The sequence below is a fragment of the uncultured Shewanella sp. genome, assembly GCF_947501225.1.
Classification (GTDB): Bacteria; Pseudomonadota; Gammaproteobacteria; order Enterobacterales; family Shewanellaceae; genus Shewanella.
Window position 1 is genome coordinate 51,548 of record NZ_CANMUW010000011.1, and the last position, 20,581, is coordinate 72,128.

Sequence of the window (20,581 nt, forward strand, 5' to 3'; positions counted from 1 at the left end):
GAAAGCCTCTTCCTGTCAAGGCTGAAAAACAATGGTAACAAAAAAGGGAATGAACCAAGTTCACTCCCCTTAAAATTTAGCTGGAAACGACCAGCAACTATGGAGCTAGTTGCCTTAACCAAAATCCTAGGAACTAGAGTCTCGGACCTAGCTCCTTGGATGACAGACTATCTCATCTCCCAGGCACGATAAGTTCGGCCCTTGAGCTTGCCCTTAGTGATCTTATGCAGCGCCTTCTTGGCAGCCTTACGGTCGACGGCCACGTATGAGCGGAACTCGGTGATCTTAATCTTACCTACCTCGGAGCCTTGAATGCCGTTTTCACCGGTCAGGGCTCCTAAGATATCGCCCGGGCGAAGCTTGTTCTTCTTACCGCCGTCGATCTGCAGCGTCACCATCTTAGGCTGGGTCGGATAGGTATCGAGCAGGCTCTCTGGTGGCAGGCCTTCGCTGACGATATCCCGGTCCAGATACTCCTCTAACAGCTTGACCTTGTAATCATCACCGGCGGTGAAGAAGGTGTAGGCGGCGCCCTTGGTTCCCGCACGGCCCGTACGACCGATACGATGAATATGCACCTCAGTGTCATAGGCAAACTCGTAGTTAACCACCATGTCCAGCGCTTCGATATCCAGACCACGCGCCGCAACGTCGGTGGCCACCATGATAGAGGCACTCTTGTTAGCAAACTGCATCAGGGTGATATCTCTGTCTCTCTGTTCAAGGTCACCATGAAGGGCCACCACGCTGAAACCGTCGTTAGCCAGAGTTGCAGCCACATCTTTAGTCTCACGCTTGGTATTACAAAATACGACTGCGCTCTCGGGTCTATGTTGCAATAGCAACAGGCGCAGCGCCTTCTGACGCTCTTTGTTGCTGTCTATCTGGTAGAAGTGCTGCTCGATACTGCTGCTGTCATGAGTCGATGTCACCTTGACCATCACAGGATCTATCATGATCTCTTCGGCGATCTTCTGGATCTGCTTAGGGAAAGTCGCACTGAACAGCAGGGTCTGGCGCTCACGGGGCATCTCGGCCATGATGTAATCCAGATCCGGCAGGAAGCCCATCTCCAGCATGCGGTCGGCTTCATCCAGCACTAAGGTATTGACGTTTTCTAAACTTAAACGCTCACGTGAAAGATGGTCGATAATACGGCCCGGTGTTCCGACTATGATATGGGCGCCATGCTCCAAAGAGCCGATCTGCGGCCCCATAGGTACACCGCCACACAGGGTCAATACCTTGATATTGTGGATGCCACGAGCCAGAGTACGGATCTCCTTGGCAACCTGATCGGCAAGCTCACGGGTAGGACAGAGCACCAGTGATTGAATACGAAAGCGTTTCACGTTCAGCTTATTGAGCAAGCCTAAGCCAAAGGCAGCCGTTTTCCCCGAGCCGGTCTTACCCTGACCGACAACATCTTCACCGTTTAAGATGGCAGGCAGACTCTGGGCCTGAATCGGTGTCATGGAGTCGTATCCCATGGTTTTGAGGTTATCCAGTAGTTCAGGTTTTAGTGGCAGTGTTGAAAACGATACGTTGTTCTCTTGCGATGAAGAGTCTGCATTTGGGGTAACTTGGCTCAAGGTCTGTTCCTGTTTTTTATCATGACGAAACACGCGTCATGAAAGCGACTGTCAATACTAAAACATTGATATATCGCTGATATAAATCGAATTTATTCAGCCGGACAAAACCCTGTGAAATTGATGATGTTCAGGCTTAATAGTAGTGGGCGTGATTATAGCAAGGTTTGATATGAGTTGCTTGTATCCTTGGCCCCGGTTCCATGAGCCGGAAAGCGTACCCGAAGATTACTGAGGTCATTAATTCACAAGCTCGCCACGTAACGTCGAGCCAATTCGCTCAACCCACCGGAATCAACAGAGCGTCTCTGGTATCGGATAGGTGCCCCGACTTACTGAGGTCATTAATTCACAAGCTCGCCACGTAACGTCGAGCCAATTAGCTCGACCCACCGGAATCAACAGAGCGTCTCTGGTATCGGATAGGTGCCCCGAATTACTGAGGTCATTAATTCGCAAGCTCGCCACGTAACGTCGAGCCAATTCGCTCAACCCACCAATCAACGGCGTCTCTGGCATCGTCGGTCGAGTCGACCATTGTACTGAGATCCTTAGCCCCCGCCCTCCTGTCGATAACTGCGACGATAGGATCGCCCGAGTTGGCATCGCTTATCATCATCTCGATGGTGGCGCTACCTACGTTGGTGTGCTCTCCGGTCACGACCTTGGCCACTGTTGAGATCCCAAGTCCTATGGGTAGCAGGCTGCTGGTTACCGCCAGAATAGGGTTCGGCGTCTCGATATTGGTCAGCGCAACACTTATCCTTAAGGTGTTCTCCTTGGGGCTATCGACAAGTTCAAAACGGGTGGCTGCCTTCTGTTTGATTTTTTCGATCAGATACTCAGATACGCCAACAATCTCCTGTTCCGATAGGTTATCGTAGCGGGTCTTATCATCGAGCACCAACCAGACCTGATCGACGATGACACTATCGTACTGCTGCAAGATATCGTTGAGATCTTTGATGCTCTTAATACCCGGTTTTGCCCAGACAAGGTCGCTGCCCCCTTTTGGGCCGGGTCTGAAATCATCGAAGTTTTTAAACATCTGAGATTGACGATAATCCTGTACAACACCACAGCCGCTTAACAACAGCAACACAGCCCCAACACCCAGACTCGCTGCGATTCGATATGATTTCATAATATTTCCAATAGACTAATTTTGCTACATTCAAAGCGCAACTATACACATGTATAGTCACCATAACATAAAAGTATAAATGCTACCCGCTTAAATAACAGCAGCTAAATGATTTACATTCGTTAGAGCAAAAAAAGCCCCGAATCTTCGGGGCTTGTTAACATATCCTATTGAGAGGTTATAAGCAGAAGCGCTACGCGGTAGCCAGCTCAACCTCTTCAGTCTTATTCGCATCCAGGCGCTTAATCACGGCGCCGTAGATAATCAATGAAACGGCTGAAACCGTTGCGATAGCCGCGAAGAAGTACCAGATGTAGTGCGCATGAGACGCTGCTGCCGCCCATTCTGCATGAGTATCAAAGATACGGGGATCCGGGCAGTATGCCTCTAACAGATAACCGGACAGGCCGAAACCTAACAGCGAACTGATGAAGGAGTGCAGGTGTGAGAAGCCAAGGTAGAGCCCCTCCTCTCCCTTAGGTGCCTGCAACGAGAAGTATTCGAGGAAACGTGGTGAGATAAAACACTCGGCCAGCCCCTGGAACACGATACCTATAATCATCATGGCCGCGATGGGGTGCATGCCTAAGATAGTTTCTGTACCGGCAAACATATTACCCGATGCCATCAGCAGCGCAGAGACAGGCATGATAAACATACCGATAGTCATCGAAGAGAGTGCGCTGCGCTTGCTCATCATGGCAGTCACAAGGCTTACAGAGAGAAATACCACTAACGGGTTAACGTTGGCATACCATGATGGCGAGGAGCCCTCACCCGCCATACGCAGCACATACTTAGGCATAGTCGCATACAGCTGATGCTGTACCATCCAGAAACCACTGATGATGATGGTCAAAGAGATTAAGCGACCATTACCCAGTACCTTGATAAGTGCATTCCAGATCTCGCCCAGAGACTTACTTTCACTGTTTGTCTCGGTACTCTTGAAGAAGAGGAAGATACTGAAAAACGCGATAAGCGTCATACTGGCCGCAAAATAGTTAAGGTTAATCAACCCCAGATCGCCCATAGATTCACGCAGAGGTTTCACCACTGTCTTGCCTGAGAAGGCGCCGATATTAACCATCATATAAAAGATGGAGAAGCCTTTCGCGCGGTTAGCGGTAGTCGTACACTTAGCCACGGTACCTGTGATCACCGCCTTGATAAATGAACCACCGATCATGATGACGATAAGGATCGGCACGATCGCCCAGCGAATATCGGCCTCCTTCAGGCCGTGATAGGTCGCCTCTTTACCATATTCAACCAGCCCCTGCCCCTCAAGCAGAGCAGGAAAGACAGCAAGTGCTGCGTAACCAACGGTCAGCAGGCCAAAGGCCAGCAGCAAGGCTCCCCTGAAGCCAATTTTATCGGCCAGGGCACCACTGAAGGTCGGAAGGAAATAGAGACCCGCAGAGAAGGCACCAGCGAGCCAGGCAGCTTCAACATCGGTGAACCCTAAGATACGTGATAGATACAGGGTGATCACAATGAACACGCCATAATAGGCGGCGCGCTCTAAAAGTTCGACACCATTGGCAATCCAAAATGTTTTTGGAAACCCCTGCTGCGTCGAAGAAGACGTACTGTTATTCATTTTATAATTCCAGATCTGAAGTTATTATCTGCATCAACATATTATCCAGCCCATGATGACGCAATTGTGGCTATATCGATTCTATCTCTATTCTGTCTCTATTCTTCTGAGGCCAGAGTTTCACACCGACTGAAGACCGGCCTCAACCGATGACAAGCTCAGATACACCGACTCGAGAGCGATGCACCACGACAGGGGCTGACATATCTCTAATGACTGACACGGCCCCTAATGAAAAGCAACGCCGGATTCTATCACGATTTTGTTAATGATAAGACTGTTAATGCTCAGTTGTGAGCGCTCAACACCTCAAAAGCATTAACAATGAGCGAAGCAAACTAACAAGAGAGTGGGGTTAACATTTGATTGTAGGGGCTATTAACTGTGTAAAAATCCCTATACAGCGGCTGTATATTAATTAGGCTTGTGCCAACATCTCACAATGAAGATGGTACCAAACCTCGATTATCCGGCTAAATAGAGTTACCCTTTGCCCAAAGTAGCCAGATACAGACAAGCCAATGACTAAACCTAACATCAGCAAGCAGCAACTCATCGACCTGCTAACATCCTGGGGCGAGCAGAAGATAGATTCAGATCAGCTTCAGGACTGGATGGTCACTAACTACGATCCCGATGAAACCGACATCGGCAAGGGTGAGCCGGAGTGGACCGTGGAGGCGATGAATATCGTGATGAACGAGTATGAGATAGCCAAACAGGAGAAGTTTCGCCTGGAAAACTACACGCTGGCCATCGAGTTTATTCAGGCCGAGGAGTCACGTTTCAACCAGACACGCCACCTGTTTCTGCGCGAAGGGTTCAACGACTAATTTCATGACTAGTTTCGCTACTGGTCAGCTATCTCCCGGGCTTGATTGAGTTCATTCCCGCGGCAACTATCCCGGTCACTCCTTATAGTTTAATGTCAGGAGTGACTTAAGCCATTATTTAACAACACGATTGCCAGCTGTCTCCTATACTTATTTCAGATTAGGAGACATGCCAATGTTAAAACTGAATATTCGCCGCAAAGTGGTCTTAACGACCTTAGCCTCTGTAGTACTCTCTATATTGATCATCAGTATCTACTCCCTCAGTAGCAGTCGCAGTATTATCCTGGAGAGTACCTTAGAGCGAGAACTACCGGCCGTCTTAGGTGAGGTGGCTAACGACATCCACTCCCAACTCTTGATGCCGATAACCATCAGCAGGGTGATGGCAAATAACATCGACTATCAGGAAGTGATTAGCCGGGGAGATACGCCGGATACCCATGAGGCGATCGACAACTATCTCACCAATATCCAGCAGAAATTTGACACCATCACCGCCTTCCTGGTCTCGGCCAACAGCGGCCGCTACTTCATCCCCGGCGGCATACTGAAAACCATCTCCCAGTCCGATCCCAGTGACCAGTGGTTTTACAACTTCATGAGCAGTGGCAAACAGTACTCCCTCAGTTTAGATGTCGATGAGTCAAATCAGATCCCTACCCTGTTTATCAACTACCTTATGACCATTGACGGCAAACCCAGCGCCGTTGCGGGAGTGGGGCTGTCACTTTCCAGCATGGCCACCAGCATCAAACAGTACCAGATTGGTGCCCATGGCCAGGTCTTCCTGGTCGATGGCAGCGGCGCCATCAAGATCCACCCGGACAGCAGCTACAGCGGCAGGCAGCTGAGTAGCTTAGGTGAGATAGATACCGACTCACTGTTCAAAGAGCAGGAGTTTGCCACCACGGAGTACTCAGATAACGGCAAAGAGATGCTGGTCGCGAGTCGCTATCTGCCCGATATCGGTTGGTACCTTATCGCTCAGATCCCACGGGACGAGATCTTTGGCACCTTAGACGATGCCACCTGGTCTGTAGTTATTATGGGGATAGTGATCGCCCTTCTCTTTATGGCCATCAGCATGTGGCTGATTAACCACCTGCTCTCCCCCTTTGGGGAGTTGGCTAAGATGCTTAAGGCCATCGGCGAGGGCGAGGGCGATCTCACCTTGAGACTGGATGATTCCCGTCAGGATGAGACAGGAAACATGGCACAGGGCTACAACCATTTCGTCGACTATCTCAGCCGCACGTTGCAAAGCGTGTCGGCGACGGGGAACGATCTCTATGAGGCCGTCGAACGTATCGACAATCAGGCCAAACATATGGAACATGAGATTAATGAGCAGGTAAGCAAGATAGAGCAGATAGCGACAGCGATCCATGAGATGGGAATGACGGCCGAGGAGATAGCCGGAAGCGCTAATAACGCCGCGGAAAATGCCTCTGTCGCCGAAGAGGCCGTGGTGCAGGGTAACAGCTCCGTCCAAAAGACCATTACCAGCGTGGCGACAATGAGCGAGCAGCTGAACAATACCAGCTCGACCATCAGCCAGCTCGCCGAAGATGCTAACTCTATCGACACTGTGCTCGAAGTGATCCGCGGCGTCTCTGAACAGACTAACCTGCTGGCACTCAACGCCGCCATTGAGGCCGCCCGTGCCGGTGAACAGGGCCGGGGCTTTGCCGTGGTCGCCGACGAGGTAAGGACATTAGCCTCACGTAGTCACGCCTCTACCGAAGAGATCCGCAATATTATCGAGCAGCTACAGGCCAGAACCAACGAGGCCGTCGAGGCGATAGCCCAGAGTACCGAGCTGAGTAACGATAGCCAACAGGAGGCAACCTCATCGGGTGAACACCTGCAGAGTATCTCAGACAACATCAAGGCGATGAACGAGATGAGCGTACAGATAGCCACGGCAACCGGGGAGCAATCGAATGTGGTGGGCGAGATCAACCCTCATGTCACCGCTATCGCAGATATCTCACGCACCAGCAGTCAGGTGGTGCAGCAGACCTCTATCGACTGCAGCGATCTCAGGGAGATGGCGGTACAGCTCAATGAGCTGGTGTCACGATTTAAGTTTTAATAAGTTCGTCATTCCGTAAAGAGAGAGGAACAGATAGGGACTCTAAGGTACTTTATACCAGCTGGCCCCCAGAGATCTCGTTCCTCGTTCCTCGATTCTGGGATAATGGGATCCGGCTCAGAGATCCGCATGGCCTGAACACAATTTGATTCCATTTGAGTAGTTCAGGTTCTATTATCAGATCTGATAACTGAATTATGGATAGAAATATCTATACCGTCGCCTCAACTATTCCTGCATTTTTATGCTGAAAACCGCTATCAAATAAGAGCTATCATCTGAATCTGAATGGATAAGTTTACAGACATACCAGACATTAAATATCGGGCTCCCAACAAAGAGAGGTCCGGCATAGAGGTGTTAGATCTCGACAAATTTTACAGCAAACTGCCAAAGTATGATCATGATCCCTCACAGCCCCACAGGCTCCATTACTTCTGCTTTCTCTATATAACCCAGGGGGAGGGCAGCCACTTCATCGATTGTAACTACTACCCAGTCAGGCAGGGTAGCTTCATCGCTGTTAACAAAAACCAGATACAAGCCTTCGATCTAAAGAACCGGCCCAAAGGCAAGATGATCAATGTCACTGAGAAGTTTTTTGACGAAATTAGAGCCAATATCAGAATGCCACTATTCACCCCCGCACATCTGGCGACAGCACATTCACCGGTTTTTGTGTTGGATCAAGCAACTAAAGAGAGCTGTGATCTTTTTTTAGCGGAGATCGATAAGGAGCAGGCAAGCGGGAGTTGTGATAACCTGCTCCTGCAGCTCGTTTTCTCTTCGCTACTACTGAAGTTAAGCCAGAAAAAAACGAGTCATATCGAGCAGTTAAACGAAGTGCAGGCACAAAGGTTCAGTCAGTTTATCTCACTGATTGAAAAGAAGTTCACTATCACCAGAGATGCATCTGTCTACGCCGACATGATACATATCTCGTATAAATACCTGAATCAGATCTGTAAACTGGCATGCAACCAAACCGCCAAACAGCTGATTGATGCGCATATCATTCTGGAGATAAAGCGCAGACTTACCATAGATAACTCCCAAGTGCAGCAGATAGCCTATGATCTGGGCTTCGATGATGTCACTTACTTCGTTAAGTTTTTCAAAAGACACACCCTTCTCACCCCATCTCAATTCAAAGAGACCACAAAAGGCTAATCCATTTTACCTCCAGGCTCCACTTGATGCCTGGAGGTAAAAAGTAATTTCCAAGCCTGTGCTCTCCAAAAAATACTTCCACATATGCTCTGTATTAACTTAAAAAGAAGCAGCCATCTCTCTTTCAATTAGCCTTAACTTAACTAAAATGAAGGGGTTCTGAATTGTTAAATATCTACTTGAGCAGGTATTAAGGCAGTCAATCTATCTCTCCCCCGCCCCCCTCTGGTTCAAAGAATTCTTATCAGGTTCGATTATCGCCATTTCTGGTTCGATAAGTCCATGCTGTTCGCAAGGGTAATTAATTAACTTCCCCTTATCGCACCATTTACATAGTTTACGTTCAGACAACAAGCTCTGTTCACCTAAAACCCCCATTAAATTAGGAAGCTATGTTGGTGCGATACCTAATGTGTAGAAAATAATAATCGATGAAAAATGATTACAGGAAAGATAATGATGAATACCATAAATGTAGGCGTACCATACAGGAAGTTAGCACTTGCCTGTATGATAAGTATGCTGACGGCTTGTGGCAGTGACGATCCAGCTCCCGCTCCAGAGCCAACACCGGAACCTCCACAACCAGTGGAGAATACCGCTCCGGTAGCCAATCCAAACGAAGCTGCGACCCTTGTGGGAAGCAGCATACTGATCGATGCCCTGTCTAACGATACAGATGCCGACGGCGATGCACTAACCATAGAGGCTGTGACGCTGATTGACGGCAGCGGAACAGCGACCATTGAAAGCAACCAGATCCGATTTACTCCGGAGCAGGCTGGTACCACAACACTGAACTACAGCATCTCCGATGGTAACGGAGGCACCGCCGAGTCAGGGATCACAATTACCGTAACCGATGACACTTTAAGTTATGTCGGTACTGATACTTGTCTCTCCTGCCATACAGATAAGAAGAGCTATTACGAGACAGGTCATAACTTTAAGTTGACTAAAGTTGTAGACGGCAAGATGCCAGAGTATCCATTTACGACTCTCGATGGTTCCTTAGAGGTAATGGACGGAGTCACTAACACTCTGGGTAAACCAGAGAGCTGGGCGGATATCAGCTATGTTATCGGTGGCTATAAAAAAGTCGCTCTGTTTATCGATGCGAATGGTTACATTATCAATGGTACAAATGTGACGGCTCTTGCTGCGCCTTTAGGCGAGAAAGTGACCAAGATGTTCCCGGAGTATCCTGACAAGGATCCGGATGGAAGCCCGTACGGTTACTGTGGCAGATGCCACACAACAGGTTGGCAAGATTACACCGAAGGTGCCGGTGACAACCGAAACCTGAACAGACAAGATGATCTGCCCGGAATGGACGGCACGTTCGCTATGACCGGGGTTCAGTGTGAGAGTTGTCATGGCGCCGGTAGTAAACACGTTAAGGCTCCATCAAAAGATAACATCGTTAAGATAGCTCAGGCCCGTGTTCCAGGTGATTTCACCGCAGATGATATGGCCTATGGCAAGGCGGCTTCCTGTAAAGAGTGTCATACCACAGATGACGCCGTCAGACGTTACCCGGACTATGAGTCTCCCTTCGAGCAAGAGTTTGGAGCACCCAGCCTGGGCGCACGCTTGAAGAGAGTCGACGACGTCTTTGGCCCCGAAGGGCGCAAGGATGGCCGTGGTGGTCGTCATGCTGCTTCAACCTTGATAGGCGCCGATCCGGACACCGGCGAGTTAATGGGTAAGAAGAAGGACTTCGCCTGCTCAACCTGTCATAACCCTCACCGGTCTGAACACTATCAGGACCAACCTGGTCACGAAGATGCGATGGTAAAACAGTGTAGTGACTGTCATAACAAGGAGTTTGCTAATGCGCCTGATGGTGGCGGAGCCGCCGCCCACGAGTTCATCGCTGAGTGTAAAGATTGCCATATGCCAGGTTCATCTCACCTGCTTAAGATCGATCTCGAGGGGGCAAAGGAAGACCCAAGACACTTCTCAGCAGACGGCAAGTGGCAGAAGCCCTGGCTTCGCGCCTGGGACAGCTGTTCCGGCTGTCACGAGGAGGATTATGACGAGAGAGCCGCTAAGATTGGCAAGATTCATAAATAATGATTCACAGATAATAGTACCTGCAACCCTCTAGGGCATTGCCATCGCCTTAGGCTTAGCCAGCCACAGATAGTGGCTGGCATTTTTTGCCCTACCGTCCGATAGCGGTTTCATTCCCCCATTTTTATCGGGTGTACTGCCCATTTACTATCGTGAAGCTGAACTAGCCAAAAACACGCTGTCAGTTCTCACACAATCACCACCAGGTTCGTTAATTACCATTTTTGTTCCGATATCTCCATGTCGACGGGGGGGGCTTTCTACTACTTTTAGGGTATTAAAGTATGAGTTGTAAAGAGTTAAAGGCTTTTGTTACGCACAAATAGAAACACCGAAAAAGACCATATTTTATATATCGTCGGTAACTGCATTTTTTAGTGCATCGGAGGTTTCAATCTTGTCTGTATATGAAGTGTTTTAATATATAAATCTCAGTCCATATTTTAATTGACGATATACAGCCGAACTTAAACACTTTGTTTTTATAGGTTTTCTAACTCGCAATGATTAGCCATAACCGAAGAAGGTTTATTTTAGCTGTGTTAAAAATTCTAAAATAAAAATATCCAATATATTAAGTAATAAATATATTAAGGGCATATCATGATGAACATTTCAGATATACGCATTCCATATAAGAAGTTAATACTTGCCAGTATGATCTCTTTGCTGGTGGCTTGTGGTAGCGATAACGACGATCCAGTTCCTCCACCAGAAGATAATAACCCGCCGATTGCTAACCCAAGCGATGCTGAAACCGTTATCGGTAGCAGTATATTGATAGACGCTTTGGCCAACGATACCGATCCCGATGGAGATCCACTGACTATCGAGACCGTGAGTGTGACGGAAGGGTCAGGAACGGCGTCGATTCAGGATAACAAAATCCTGTTCGAACCGGTTGAGGTCGGCACCACAATAATCAACTACACCATCTCAGACGGTAACGGCGGCGAGGCGAGCTCGACTGTCACCGTCGTTGTGACAGCAAGCGGGGCGGCGTTGACCTATGTCGGAACAGAGACCTGTATCGCCTGTCACACAGATAAGAAGAGCTATTATGAGACAGGCCATAACTTTAAGCTGACTAAAATTATAGACGGTAAGATGCCCGTGTATCCATTTACGAGTCTCGATGGTTCCATAGAGCTAATGGACGGAGTCACTAACACTCTGGGTAAACCAGAGAGCTGGGCAGATATCAGCTATGTTATCGGTGGCTACAAAAAAGTCGGTATGTTTATCGATGCAAATGGTTACATTATCAATGGTACAAAAGTGAAGCCTATTGTTGCGCCTAAAGGCGAGAAAGTGACCACGATGTTACCAGAGTATCCTTACAAGGATCCGGATGCCAGCCCCTACGGTTACTGCGGCAGATGCCACACAACGGGTTGGAAAGATTACACCGAAGGTGCCGGTGACAACCGAAACCTGAACAGACAAGATGATCTGCCGGGAATGGACGGCACATTCGCTATGACCGGGGTTCAATGTGAAAGCTGTCATGGCGCCGGTAGTGAACATATTAAGGCTCCGGCAAAACATAACATTGTTAAGATAGCTGAAGCACGCGTTCCAGGTGATTACACCGCAGAAGATATGGGCTATGGCAAAGCGGCCGCCTGTATTGAATGTCATACCACAGATGACGCCGTCAGGCGCTACCCGGACTATGAGTCTCCCTTCGAGCAAGAGTTTGGAGCACCTAGCCTGGGCGCACGCTTGAAAAGGGAAGACCACACCTTTGGCCCCGAAGGTCGCAAGGATGGCCGTGGTGGTCGTCATGCTGCTTCAACCATGATAGGTGTCGATCCGGACACCGGCGTGGCCATGGGTAAGAAGAAAGACTTCACCTGCTCAACCTGCCATAACCCTCATCAGTCTGAACACTATCAGGATAAGCCGGGTCACGAAAATGCCATGGTGCGCGAGTGTACCGATTGCCATACCAAGGAGTTTGCCGACCTCCCTGGCAGTGATATGGCTTCAGCCGCCCACAAGTTCATCGCTGAGTGTAAAGATTGCCATATGCCAGGTTCATCTCACCTGCTCAAGATCGATCTCGAGGGTGCAAAGGAAGACCCAAGACACTTCTCCGCAGACGGCAAGTGGCAGAAGCCATGGCTTCGCGCCTGGGACAGCTGTTCCGGTTGTCATGAGGAGGATTATGACTTGAGAGCCACTCAGATAGGCAAGATTCATAAATAATGATTCTTAAATACTGATGCTTAAAGAATAGTACCTGCGACCCTCTAAGGTTCTAGCCTTAGCCAATGCCAGTCACTGATAGTGACTGGCATTTTTTATGGTGTTGCGCAATGTTCTGTCGGCCGATGCAGCCTTGGTACTGGAGAAACGCTTTAAAAAGTTATAATGCCGCAACTGACATGAGTAACGCCTGAATTCTAGTTAGCAGGTTTTAGGAGCTATAGTTTAGAAGCCAGGTTCTAAAGCCTCGAATCCAGAACCTTATTTTTACGGCTTAAACACGCCTATCACATCACCACCGGCCTGTTTAGCCACCTTCCCATCGCTCTGCTGCTCGCTGTAATCACAGTCGATACACTCGACCGTTTCCACACCGTTAACTTTAAACAGGACTATGCTATCCATCGCCTTACATTTAGGACACTTAGCACCGGCAACAAAACGTCTCTTCACTCTGGATTCAGCCACTTAATTCTCAACCTTAGGTTAGGGTCATAGTTCAATAGAACTCCATTTTGCCACAAACAGGACGAAATCGCCGTATTGTTCGACACTTTTACCCTGTTTGTGGCGCAGTTTGTGGCTCGCTTTGTGGTAATGGTGGCCATTTGTGAGATATCATCTGCGCAATAGTCTCCAGAACATCACCAAGTCGTACTCCATGATATCCATCAATCAAGCACAGTTGATCCGCGGCAGTAAAACGCTTCTGGATGAAACCTCTCTCACCATCTATCCGGGCCACAAGGTAGGCCTGGTCGGTGCTAACGGCACAGGCAAGTCATCACTCCTGGCACTGATACTCGGCAAGATAAGCCTGGATAAAGGCGATATCAGTGTCCCCGCCGGCTGGCAGATAGCCACTGTCGCCCAAGAGACACCGGCACTTGAGGTATCGGCCCTGGAATACGTTATCGATGGTGATGTGGAGTATCGCGAGCTTGAAAAGCAGCTGCATCAGGCTCAGGCCGATGATGATGGCAACGCCATTGCACATCTGCATGGAAAAATTGATGCCATCGGCGGTTATGCCATTCACGCCCGTGCGGCCAGCCTTTTAGCCGGCCTTGGGTTCAGTGAAGCCGAGCAGTCTAACCCGGTTAAGAGCTTCTCCGGTGGCTGGCGTATGCGCCTCAACCTGGCTCAGGCGCTGCTATGCCGCTCAGATCTGCTGCTTCTCGATGAGCCGACCAACCACCTCGACTTAGACACCATGTACTGGCTCGAAGGCTGGATTAAGTCTTATCAGGGCACGCTGATCCTTATCAGTCACGACAGAGACTTTATCGACGGCATTGTCACAGAGATCATCCACCTGGAGAACCAGAAGCTTAACTACTACAAGGGTAACTACACCGCCTTCGAACGGATCCGTGCAGAACGCATGGCTCAGCAACAGGTCGCCTTCGAGCGTCAACAGAAAGAGCGTGCCCATATGCAGTCTTTCGTCGACAGGTTCCGTTATAAGGCGAGTAAGGCCAAGCAGGCACAGAGCCGCTTAAAGGCACTGGAGCGCATGACTGAGCTGCTGCCGTCTCAAGCCGACAGCCCGTTTCATATGGCGTTTAAAGCGCCTGAAACCCTGCCTAATCCACTGGTGACCATGGAACAGGTGTCTGTAGGCTATGGGGATAAAGAGATCTTAAATAGCGTACATCTTAATCTGGTTCCCGGCGCGCGCATCGGCCTTCTCGGTCGCAACGGTGCGGGTAAGTCGACACTGATTAAGCTGCTCTCCGAAGAGCTTTCCCCGATGAAGGGAAAGTACGAGACCAATCCGGGCCTGAATATCGGTTATTTCGCCCAGCATCAACTCGAGAGTCTGCGCCTGGATGATACACCGCTTCAGCACCTATCCAGACTGGCACCGACAACCCGTGAACAGGAGTTGAGAAACTTCCTCGGCTGCTATGGCTTCAACGGCGACATGGTGTTATCCCCTGTTCGACCCTTTTCCGGTGGCGAGAAGGCCCGGTTAGTATTAGCGCTGCTGGTATGGCAACGCCCTAACCTGCTGCTTCTCGATGAGCCAACTAACCACCTGGATCTGGAGATGCGTCATGCACTGACGATGGCACTGCAATCGTTCGAAGGGGCGATGATCATCGTATCCCACGACAGGCACCTGCTGAGACTCAGTTGCAGCGACTACTATCTGGTCGATGGCGGCAAAGTACAAAGTTTCGATGGCGACCTCGATGATTATCATCAGTGGCTTCTCGATGCTGCCAAGGCGGCAAACAAAGAGGAGGTCGGTCAGGATGCTGCAAAGCCGGCTCAGGATAAGAAGCTACAGAAGCGTTTAGAGGCGGAGCTGCGCCAGAAACTGTCTCCGTTGAAAAAGGTTCAGCTTAAACTTGAAAAAGAGCAGCAGAGATCGAGTAGCCGTCTATCCGAACTCGAAGAGATGCTTGCCGACATGAGTTTGTATGATGCCGAAAATAAGGCTAAATTAACTCAGGTCTTAAACGAAAGAACTAAGCTCACTCAGGCATTAGAGGAGAGTGAGATGGAGTGGTTAGAGGTTCAGGAGTCTATCGAGGAGATCGAACAAGAGGTTCGTTCGGCTCTTTGATTCAGATTCGGCGCCGCTCAGATGATTAAAGGCGGCGCATCGACAAAAATGCAAAGGAAACGCGTTAAATGACCTATTTAAATCAGTTTGATCTCTCCCTTTGGCAGGTGTGTGACGGTTATTACGACCAACATCAAGCCCTCTGCCTGCAACTTCAGGATGAGCACCAGGTCAATGTGAACCTGCTCCTGCTCTCCCTGTGGTTAGACAAACAGGGATATCTGTTGTCCGAGAAAGATTGGTCACAGATGAGAGATGAGATCCACCACTGGGAGGAGCGGGTGCTGCTCCCCTACAGAAAATTACGCAAACTGAGTAAAAACAGCTTAGTCGATGGGGAGTATCAACAGATGCTTGAGGTCGAACTCATGCTGGAGCGAAAGTCACAGGCTCTGATTTTACACAAGCTCAGACAGCTGCCCCATGAAGGTAAGAGTTCAAATCTGAATGTCTTTTTGGATCTCTACCGACTGGATGCAGATGAATACCAACAACTGGCAGCCTAGTCTAAAAACTCGTTAACCTTCCCGATCAGGAGTGAATCATTCACTCCTGCTCTATTGAGCCGGCCCTCAGCGTTTTAAACTAGCCCTTCGAAAGGCTCAGCCGTTCGGCCAAACGTGTCGCATTTCTGGCTGTGATGCCGTAGATAGAGAGCTGCGGATTGGCCCCCAGGCTGGTAGGGAAGATTGAACCGTCCATCACCGACATATTTTCATAGTAGTGAGATTGGCCGTGGCTATCGACCATAGAGATCTTCTGGTCCTCGCCCATGGGACAGCCCCCCATCACATGAGCAGAAGCGACTACGGTTTTAAGCGGTGCTAATGTCATCCTCTCTATCTCTGATTTAGCCTCAGCCCAGCTTTTGAGATAGGACATACCTTCACTGATAGGCAGTACCTGTTTAGCCCCGGCAGCAAACTGCAGCTCGGCCATGCTGGCAAATGCCCTTCTCGCCGCAGCCCAAAACGTATCTGTCAGCGGGTAATCCAGCATAAATCCACTGTCGGTCAGATGAACCTGCCCCCCCTGACTCTGCTCATGATACCCATCCCTCACCAGAGCGATGGTGACCTGGAGTTGATTGAAGTTTTCCATCAATTCGGCGTGGCTCTTGCCATAACCCAATGTTTTCGAGGCGATGAGCACCGGGTGAACCGGGGGCACCTCTAACTTATAACCCAACTGGCCATCGGCTCCGTCACGCCAGACAAATTCATCACTATAGATAGACTGAGGTGCGCCGCTGTGGGCATTAATGGGATCTGAAAATATGGCACCACTGAGCAGGGTAGGGTGCAGGAAGGTACGCTTACCCAAAATTTGATTCGGGTCGCTTACACCTGAGCGCATCATGAGGGCCGGCGTATGTACGGCGCCCGCCGCAATAATATAGTGTTTCGCCTTAAAGGTTAACTTCACGGACGTTGGCCGTAACTGCTCATCCAGCGCAATGGCCTTAGCCGCAACTATCTTCTCTTTGTGGTGCTCTAACTTCACCACCTTAGCCCGACTGACCAGTGTCGCGCCTTTTTCAAGGGCCGCCGGTATAGTCGTCACCAACATAGATTGCTTTGCGTTTACCGGGCAGCCCATTCCACAATACCCTGTATTCCAGCAACCCTTGACGTTGCGCTTGATCACGGTGAAATCCCAATTTAGCTTCTCACAGCCGGACTTCAAGGCTTCATTATTTCTATTTGGAGCAAAAGGCCACTCGGTGATATTCAGGCGCTGCTCCATCTTCTCAAACCAAGGGTCCAACTCCTGCCTGGATAAACCTTCGATCGACTTCTCCCGGGCCCAATATTCCAGTGCATTTTTCGGAGTCCTGATGGAGGTGGTCCAGTTGACGGTTGTCGAGCCTCCCACCGCCCTGCCCTGAAAGATACCGATCGCCTTATCTTTGGTCTTCATGGCCGCAGCCTGCTGGTAGAGATCCGGGTAGGCGCGCCGCTCCTCCATATTAAAGCTGCGGGATGACTTGAGCGGACCGCCCTCTATGATGATAACTGTCAAGCCTGCATCGGTTAATATTTCGGCAGCGACACCGCCACCGGCACCGCTGCCAACGATTACGACATCGGCCTCCAGAGTCCGGTTTCGGCTCAGCTTACTGGCATCGATATGTTTCCAGCCGGATGACAACCCCTCCTCTATCGGATCTGCTATTACCACCTGTCCCCTCCACACCATCTTTTATTTATAGTTATTTAATCTGTAACAGCCAATTTCAGTCGCCAGTGTCTATGTTTCCGTACCGAGAAAGGTCGGTTTTACATAGTTCAGTCGGCTCCAATGCTCGGGGCAGGAGTAGTAGCTGGCCATAACCAGCTCCCTGAGCCCTTGATAAGCAGTCACCATCAACTCTATGAAACTGTTTCGCCAATACTCCAGCAGGGTGACCAGCTCCTGCGCAGTTCGCATCATCAAAGGGGTCATGCTACCTGTGAGGATCAGCAGCCCCAACCTCTGCTCCAACATGCCCAGCAGCTGCTCCAGCTCGGCTCGGCTCTCTTCGGGCAACATGGCAATGGTCTGTGTAATGGCATCTAAGGTGCGGTTCTCTGCGGCGCGGCGAAGACTCTCGACCTCGGGAAGCGCCCCATCTAAAAATACCGGGAGCAGTGCGCTGAACAGTAATCTATGTTGGCTATCTTGTGACCTGTTGGCCGCGATAAACTCCGGTGAATAGAGGTTTACTCCCAGCGCTATTGCGGCCGTGCCAACGAATGCCGATGTCAAAAACGTACGTCGTTTCATGCCTCTCCCTGTGAACGTTTCAAAATGGATAGATTACCAACACTGAAAAACGATGCTTTTCTATACTATACCTATGCAGACCATTGTGCGAAGCAGACCAGAACCTTAATCATAATCGAGAGCGAAGAGGCCAGACTTTCTCTCATCGAAAAAGCAACACTCTGGTATGCTACAATGCGACTCTCACTAATAATTAAACACACGTTTTAATTTACAGCAATAGCCAATACATTATGACGCACTCTTTTTCTCCCCCCTGGTGGGCAAGAAGCCCCCATGTTCAGACGATTCTGCCGGTATTCACCAAGGTGGACAGACCAGCTTTGAGTCGCGAACGGTTGGAGCTCAGTGACGGGGACTTTATCGATCTGGACTGGCTGAGTTTCCCTGAAGATGGTCAGACTATTCTGGTCGTTATTCATGGGTTGGAGGGCAGCGCCGAGTCTCACTATGTACGCCGCCTGCTGCAGGATTGCCGTGCCAGAGGCCTGTGCGCCGTCGTACATCATCACAGAAGTTGTTCGGGTGAGCCTAACCGTCTGGCCCGAAGTTATCATAGCGGCGACACCCGCGACCTGCACGAAAACCTGACCCATCTGAAGGCACGGTTTCCCAACTCAAGAATCAGGGCGGTCGGCTACAGTTTGGGTGGCAACGTACTGACTAAATACCTGGGCGAACACAGTGATTCCAGCCTTATCGAACGGGCCGTGGTTGTCTCGGCGCCGCTGAAACTTGCAGCCTGCGCCAAGAAACTGGAAAAAGGGTTCTCTAAGGTCTATCAAAGCTACCTGATAAAGCAGCTACAGCAGAAACTGACTAAAAAAGTACAGGATAAGCGCCTGTCGGAGAGTATGCCGGTTTCGATGTCGCAGATAGAGGAACTCAACACCTTCTACAGCTTCGATCACCGGGTAACGGCCCCGCTCCATGGGTTTGAGGGCGTGGACGACTACTACCACAGAGCCAGTGGCATGAACTTTCTCCAACATATCTGCCAGCCAACGCTGGTGATACACGCCGAAGACGACCCATTTATGACCCGGGAGGTGATCCCACCGGCTAAAAAGCTGTCACCTGATGTGGTCTATGAGCTACACAGTCGCGGCGGTCACGTAGGCTTCATCGATGGCGGGACACCATTTAAACCTAAGTACTATCTGGAAAAACGGATCCTTACTTTTCTTTCACAGAGTGATACCTGAATATGCTTGTACCTTTTGATGCACTTCAGCAACTGCCAAACGAAACCTTAGAGAGCCTGATCAAAGAGTATCTCTTCTCGCAGGTGGAGGATGGCAGCTTTTCAGACACAGACGGTGAGGCGATAAAGCTCGCTATAACCAAGTGTAAACAAGCCCTTAAACAAGGGACTCTGGTCGTCGAATACAGTGAAGATGATGAGTCTGTTGCGATCCGCCAACAGGATGATCTTCATATATGGTCAACCCCTTAAATCGTATGCGAGTTTGACCTGAGAGTATCGATTACCGTATAAATACAGCTCAGCTACTCATTATAAATTCAGGTTCCATTTAGGAAATTTAATGTCAGCAAAACATCCCATCATCGCAGTGACCGGCTCCTCAGGAGCAGGAACAACGACAACGACTACGGCCTTTAAGCATATTTTCCGCCAGCTGGGGATCAATGCCGCAACGGTCGAAGGTGATAGCTTTCATCACTTTACCCGCCCTGAAATGGAACTGATGATACGTAAGGCTAAGACAGAAAATAAAAATATCAGTTATTTTGGCCCCGAGGCGAACGACTTTGAAAAACTGGAGCAGTGCTTCAGCGACTATGGCGCTACCGGCCAGGGTGAAACCCGTGCCTACCTGCACACGTTCGATGAAGCTGTGCCGTTCAACCAGATGCCCGGCACCTTTACCCAGTGGCACCCTCTGCCTGAAAATACCGATATGCTCTACTATGAGGGACTTCACGGTGGCGTGAAAACCGACACCTGCAATGTGGCGGAACATGTCGATCTGCTCATAGGTATGGTGCCTATCGTCAACCTGGAGTGGATCCAGAAGATCATTCGTGACACCTCGGAGAGAGGCCACAGTCGCGAAAAGGTGATGGGCTCGATAGTGCGTAGCATGGATGATTATATCAACCATATGACTCCACAGTTTTCACGTACCCACATCAACTTTCAACGTGTGCCTACCGTAGACACCTCCAACCCGTTCAGTGCCAAGAATATCCCCAGCCTGGATGAGAGTTTCGTTGTTATCCGTTTTCGCGGCATCAAAAATGTCGACTTCCCCTACTACCTGAAGATGATAGACGGCTCATTTATGTCCAGAGTCAATACCATGGTGGTGCCCGGCGGCAAGATGTCCCTGGCCATGGAGCTGATCTTAACCCCCTTGATACGGGATCTGCTGGAGAAGCGACAACAACTCCTCTCTCTCGATAACGAATAGAGACAGAAAATTTGCACGTTTTATTTCGACTAAGAAAAGCTTAAGCTTCATTTAAGTATGATGCAGTAAACTTTCTCT

At 49.7% G+C, this 20,581-nt stretch carries 16 protein-coding genes; 10 read left to right on the forward strand and 6 right to left on the reverse strand.

Annotated elements, in window-relative coordinates; all coding sequences use genetic code 11:
- Positions 1 to 167: 167 nt before the first annotated feature.
- From dbpA to Q1B47_RS15300, 3 genes are all read right to left on the reverse strand, one after another.
- Entirely contained in the window at positions 168 to 1,592 is a 1,425-nt protein-coding gene (dbpA, locus tag Q1B47_RS15290) for an ATP-dependent RNA helicase DbpA (RefSeq protein ID WP_299795330.1), read from the reverse strand.
- Positions 1,593 to 2,040: 448 nt separating this feature from the next.
- A complete protein-coding gene (locus tag Q1B47_RS15295; protein ID WP_299795332.1) occupies positions 2,041 to 2,736 on the reverse strand; it encodes a DUF3313 domain-containing protein in 696 nt (231 codons plus the stop codon).
- 193 nt (positions 2,737 to 2,929) lie between these two features.
- The gene (locus Q1B47_RS15300; protein ID WP_299795334.1) at positions 2,930 to 4,339 is read right to left on the reverse strand and encodes an MFS transporter; all 1,410 of its coding nucleotides are present in this window, start codon (positions 4,337 to 4,339) and stop codon (positions 2,930 to 2,932) included.
- Positions 4,340 to 4,860: 521 nt separating this feature from the next.
- Here Q1B47_RS15300 and Q1B47_RS15305 point away from each other — a divergent pair.
- The 5 genes from Q1B47_RS15305 to Q1B47_RS15325 all read left to right on the forward strand — a co-directional run bounded on the left by Q1B47_RS15305 (position 4,861) and on the right by Q1B47_RS15325 (position 12,727).
- On the forward strand, positions 4,861 to 5,172 hold the full coding sequence (locus Q1B47_RS15305; protein ID WP_299795336.1) for a hypothetical protein: 312 nt from the start codon (positions 4,861 to 4,863) through the stop codon (positions 5,170 to 5,172).
- 175 nt (positions 5,173 to 5,347) lie between these two features.
- Positions 5,348 to 7,270, forward strand: a complete 1,923-nt coding sequence (locus Q1B47_RS15310; protein WP_299795338.1) for a methyl-accepting chemotaxis protein — start codon at positions 5,348 to 5,350, stop codon at positions 7,268 to 7,270.
- 288 nt (positions 7,271 to 7,558) lie between these two features.
- Complete coding sequence (locus tag Q1B47_RS15315; RefSeq protein ID WP_299795340.1) at positions 7,559 to 8,440, forward strand: helix-turn-helix domain-containing protein; 882 nt, start codon at positions 7,559 to 7,561, stop codon at positions 8,438 to 8,440.
- 456 nt (positions 8,441 to 8,896) lie between these two features.
- Positions 8,897 to 10,516 carry an Ig-like domain-containing protein gene (locus Q1B47_RS15320; protein ID WP_299795342.1) on the forward strand — a complete coding sequence of 540 codons (1,620 nt, stop codon included), beginning with the start codon at positions 8,897 to 8,899 and terminating at the stop codon, positions 10,514 to 10,516.
- A gap of 603 nt (positions 10,517 to 11,119) precedes the next feature.
- Entirely contained in the window at positions 11,120 to 12,727 is a 1,608-nt protein-coding gene (locus tag Q1B47_RS15325; protein WP_299795344.1) for an Ig-like domain-containing protein, read from the forward strand.
- Positions 12,728 to 12,994: 267 nt separating this feature from the next.
- Here the strand turns inward: Q1B47_RS15325 and Q1B47_RS15330 are convergent, their stop codons facing one another.
- Positions 12,995 to 13,195, reverse strand: coding sequence for a YheV family putative zinc ribbon protein (locus Q1B47_RS15330; RefSeq protein WP_299795346.1), 201 nt, complete (start codon positions 13,193 to 13,195; stop codon positions 12,995 to 12,997).
- A 193-nt stretch (positions 13,196 to 13,388) separates the two neighbouring features.
- Between Q1B47_RS15330 and Q1B47_RS15335 the strand changes: the two genes are divergently transcribed.
- Both Q1B47_RS15335 and Q1B47_RS15340 read left to right on the forward strand, forming a co-directional pair.
- Entirely contained in the window at positions 13,389 to 15,302 is a 1,914-nt protein-coding gene (locus Q1B47_RS15335) for an ABC transporter ATP-binding protein (RefSeq protein WP_299795528.1), read from the forward strand.
- A gap of 68 nt (positions 15,303 to 15,370) precedes the next feature.
- Entirely contained in the window at positions 15,371 to 15,808 is a 438-nt protein-coding gene (locus Q1B47_RS15340; protein WP_299795348.1) for a TIGR02444 family protein, read from the forward strand.
- 79 nt (positions 15,809 to 15,887) lie between these two features.
- Here the strand turns inward: Q1B47_RS15340 and Q1B47_RS15345 are convergent, their stop codons facing one another.
- Both Q1B47_RS15345 and Q1B47_RS15350 read right to left on the reverse strand, forming a co-directional pair.
- Positions 15,888 to 17,483 carry a GMC family oxidoreductase gene (locus Q1B47_RS15345; protein WP_299795350.1) on the reverse strand — a complete coding sequence of 532 codons (1,596 nt, stop codon included), beginning with the start codon at positions 17,481 to 17,483 and terminating at the stop codon, positions 15,888 to 15,890.
- A gap of 69 nt (positions 17,484 to 17,552) precedes the next feature.
- Positions 17,553 to 18,068 (reverse strand): TAT leader-containing periplasmic protein, encoded by a 516-nt coding sequence (locus Q1B47_RS15350; RefSeq protein WP_299795352.1) that lies wholly within the window; start codon positions 18,066 to 18,068, stop codon positions 17,553 to 17,555.
- Between the two features lie 233 nt (positions 18,069 to 18,301).
- Here Q1B47_RS15350 and Q1B47_RS15355 point away from each other — a divergent pair, with 233 nt between their 5' ends.
- From Q1B47_RS15355 to Q1B47_RS15365, 3 genes are all read left to right on the forward strand, one after another.
- A complete protein-coding gene (locus Q1B47_RS15355) occupies positions 18,302 to 19,273 on the forward strand; it encodes a hydrolase (protein WP_299795354.1) in 972 nt (323 codons plus the stop codon).
- A 2-nt stretch (positions 19,274 to 19,275) separates the two neighbouring features.
- Positions 19,276 to 19,524, forward strand: a complete 249-nt coding sequence (locus Q1B47_RS15360; RefSeq protein ID WP_299795355.1) for a YheU family protein — start codon at positions 19,276 to 19,278, stop codon at positions 19,522 to 19,524.
- 91 nt (positions 19,525 to 19,615) lie between these two features.
- Complete coding sequence (locus tag Q1B47_RS15365; protein WP_299795357.1) at positions 19,616 to 20,503, forward strand: phosphoribulokinase; 888 nt, start codon at positions 19,616 to 19,618, stop codon at positions 20,501 to 20,503.
- The last annotated feature ends 78 nt before the right edge of the window (positions 20,504 to 20,581 follow it).

Excerpts from the sequence above, each read along its gene's own strand:
- Q1B47_RS15295 (WP_299795332.1), bottom strand. The coding sequence starts at position 2,736 with ATGAAATCATATCGAATCGCAGCGAGTCTGGGTGTTGGGGCTGTGTTG.
- Q1B47_RS15300 (WP_299795334.1), bottom strand. The coding sequence starts at position 4,339 with ATGAATAACAGTACGTCTTCTTCGACGCAGCAGGGGTTTCCAAAAACA.
- Q1B47_RS15305 (WP_299795336.1), top strand. The coding sequence starts at position 4,861 with ATGACTAAACCTAACATCAGCAAGCAGCAACTCATCGACCTGCTAACA.
- Q1B47_RS15310 (WP_299795338.1), top strand. The coding sequence starts at position 5,348 with ATGTTAAAACTGAATATTCGCCGCAAAGTGGTCTTAACGACCTTAGCC.
- Q1B47_RS15315 (WP_299795340.1), top strand. The coding sequence starts at position 7,559 with ATGGATAAGTTTACAGACATACCAGACATTAAATATCGGGCTCCCAAC.
- Q1B47_RS15320 (WP_299795342.1), top strand. The coding sequence starts at position 8,897 with ATGATGAATACCATAAATGTAGGCGTACCATACAGGAAGTTAGCACTT.
- Q1B47_RS15325 (WP_299795344.1), top strand. The coding sequence starts at position 11,120 with ATGATGAACATTTCAGATATACGCATTCCATATAAGAAGTTAATACTT.
- Q1B47_RS15335 (WP_299795528.1), top strand. The coding sequence starts at position 13,389 with ATGATATCCATCAATCAAGCACAGTTGATCCGCGGCAGTAAAACGCTT.
- Q1B47_RS15340 (WP_299795348.1), top strand. The coding sequence starts at position 15,371 with ATGACCTATTTAAATCAGTTTGATCTCTCCCTTTGGCAGGTGTGTGAC.
- Q1B47_RS15350 (WP_299795352.1), bottom strand. The coding sequence starts at position 18,068 with ATGAAACGACGTACGTTTTTGACATCGGCATTCGTTGGCACGGCCGCA.
- Q1B47_RS15355 (WP_299795354.1), top strand. The coding sequence starts at position 18,302 with ATGACGCACTCTTTTTCTCCCCCCTGGTGGGCAAGAAGCCCCCATGTT.
- Q1B47_RS15360 (WP_299795355.1), top strand. The coding sequence starts at position 19,276 with ATGCTTGTACCTTTTGATGCACTTCAGCAACTGCCAAACGAAACCTTA.
- Q1B47_RS15365 (WP_299795357.1), top strand. The coding sequence starts at position 19,616 with ATGTCAGCAAAACATCCCATCATCGCAGTGACCGGCTCCTCAGGAGCA.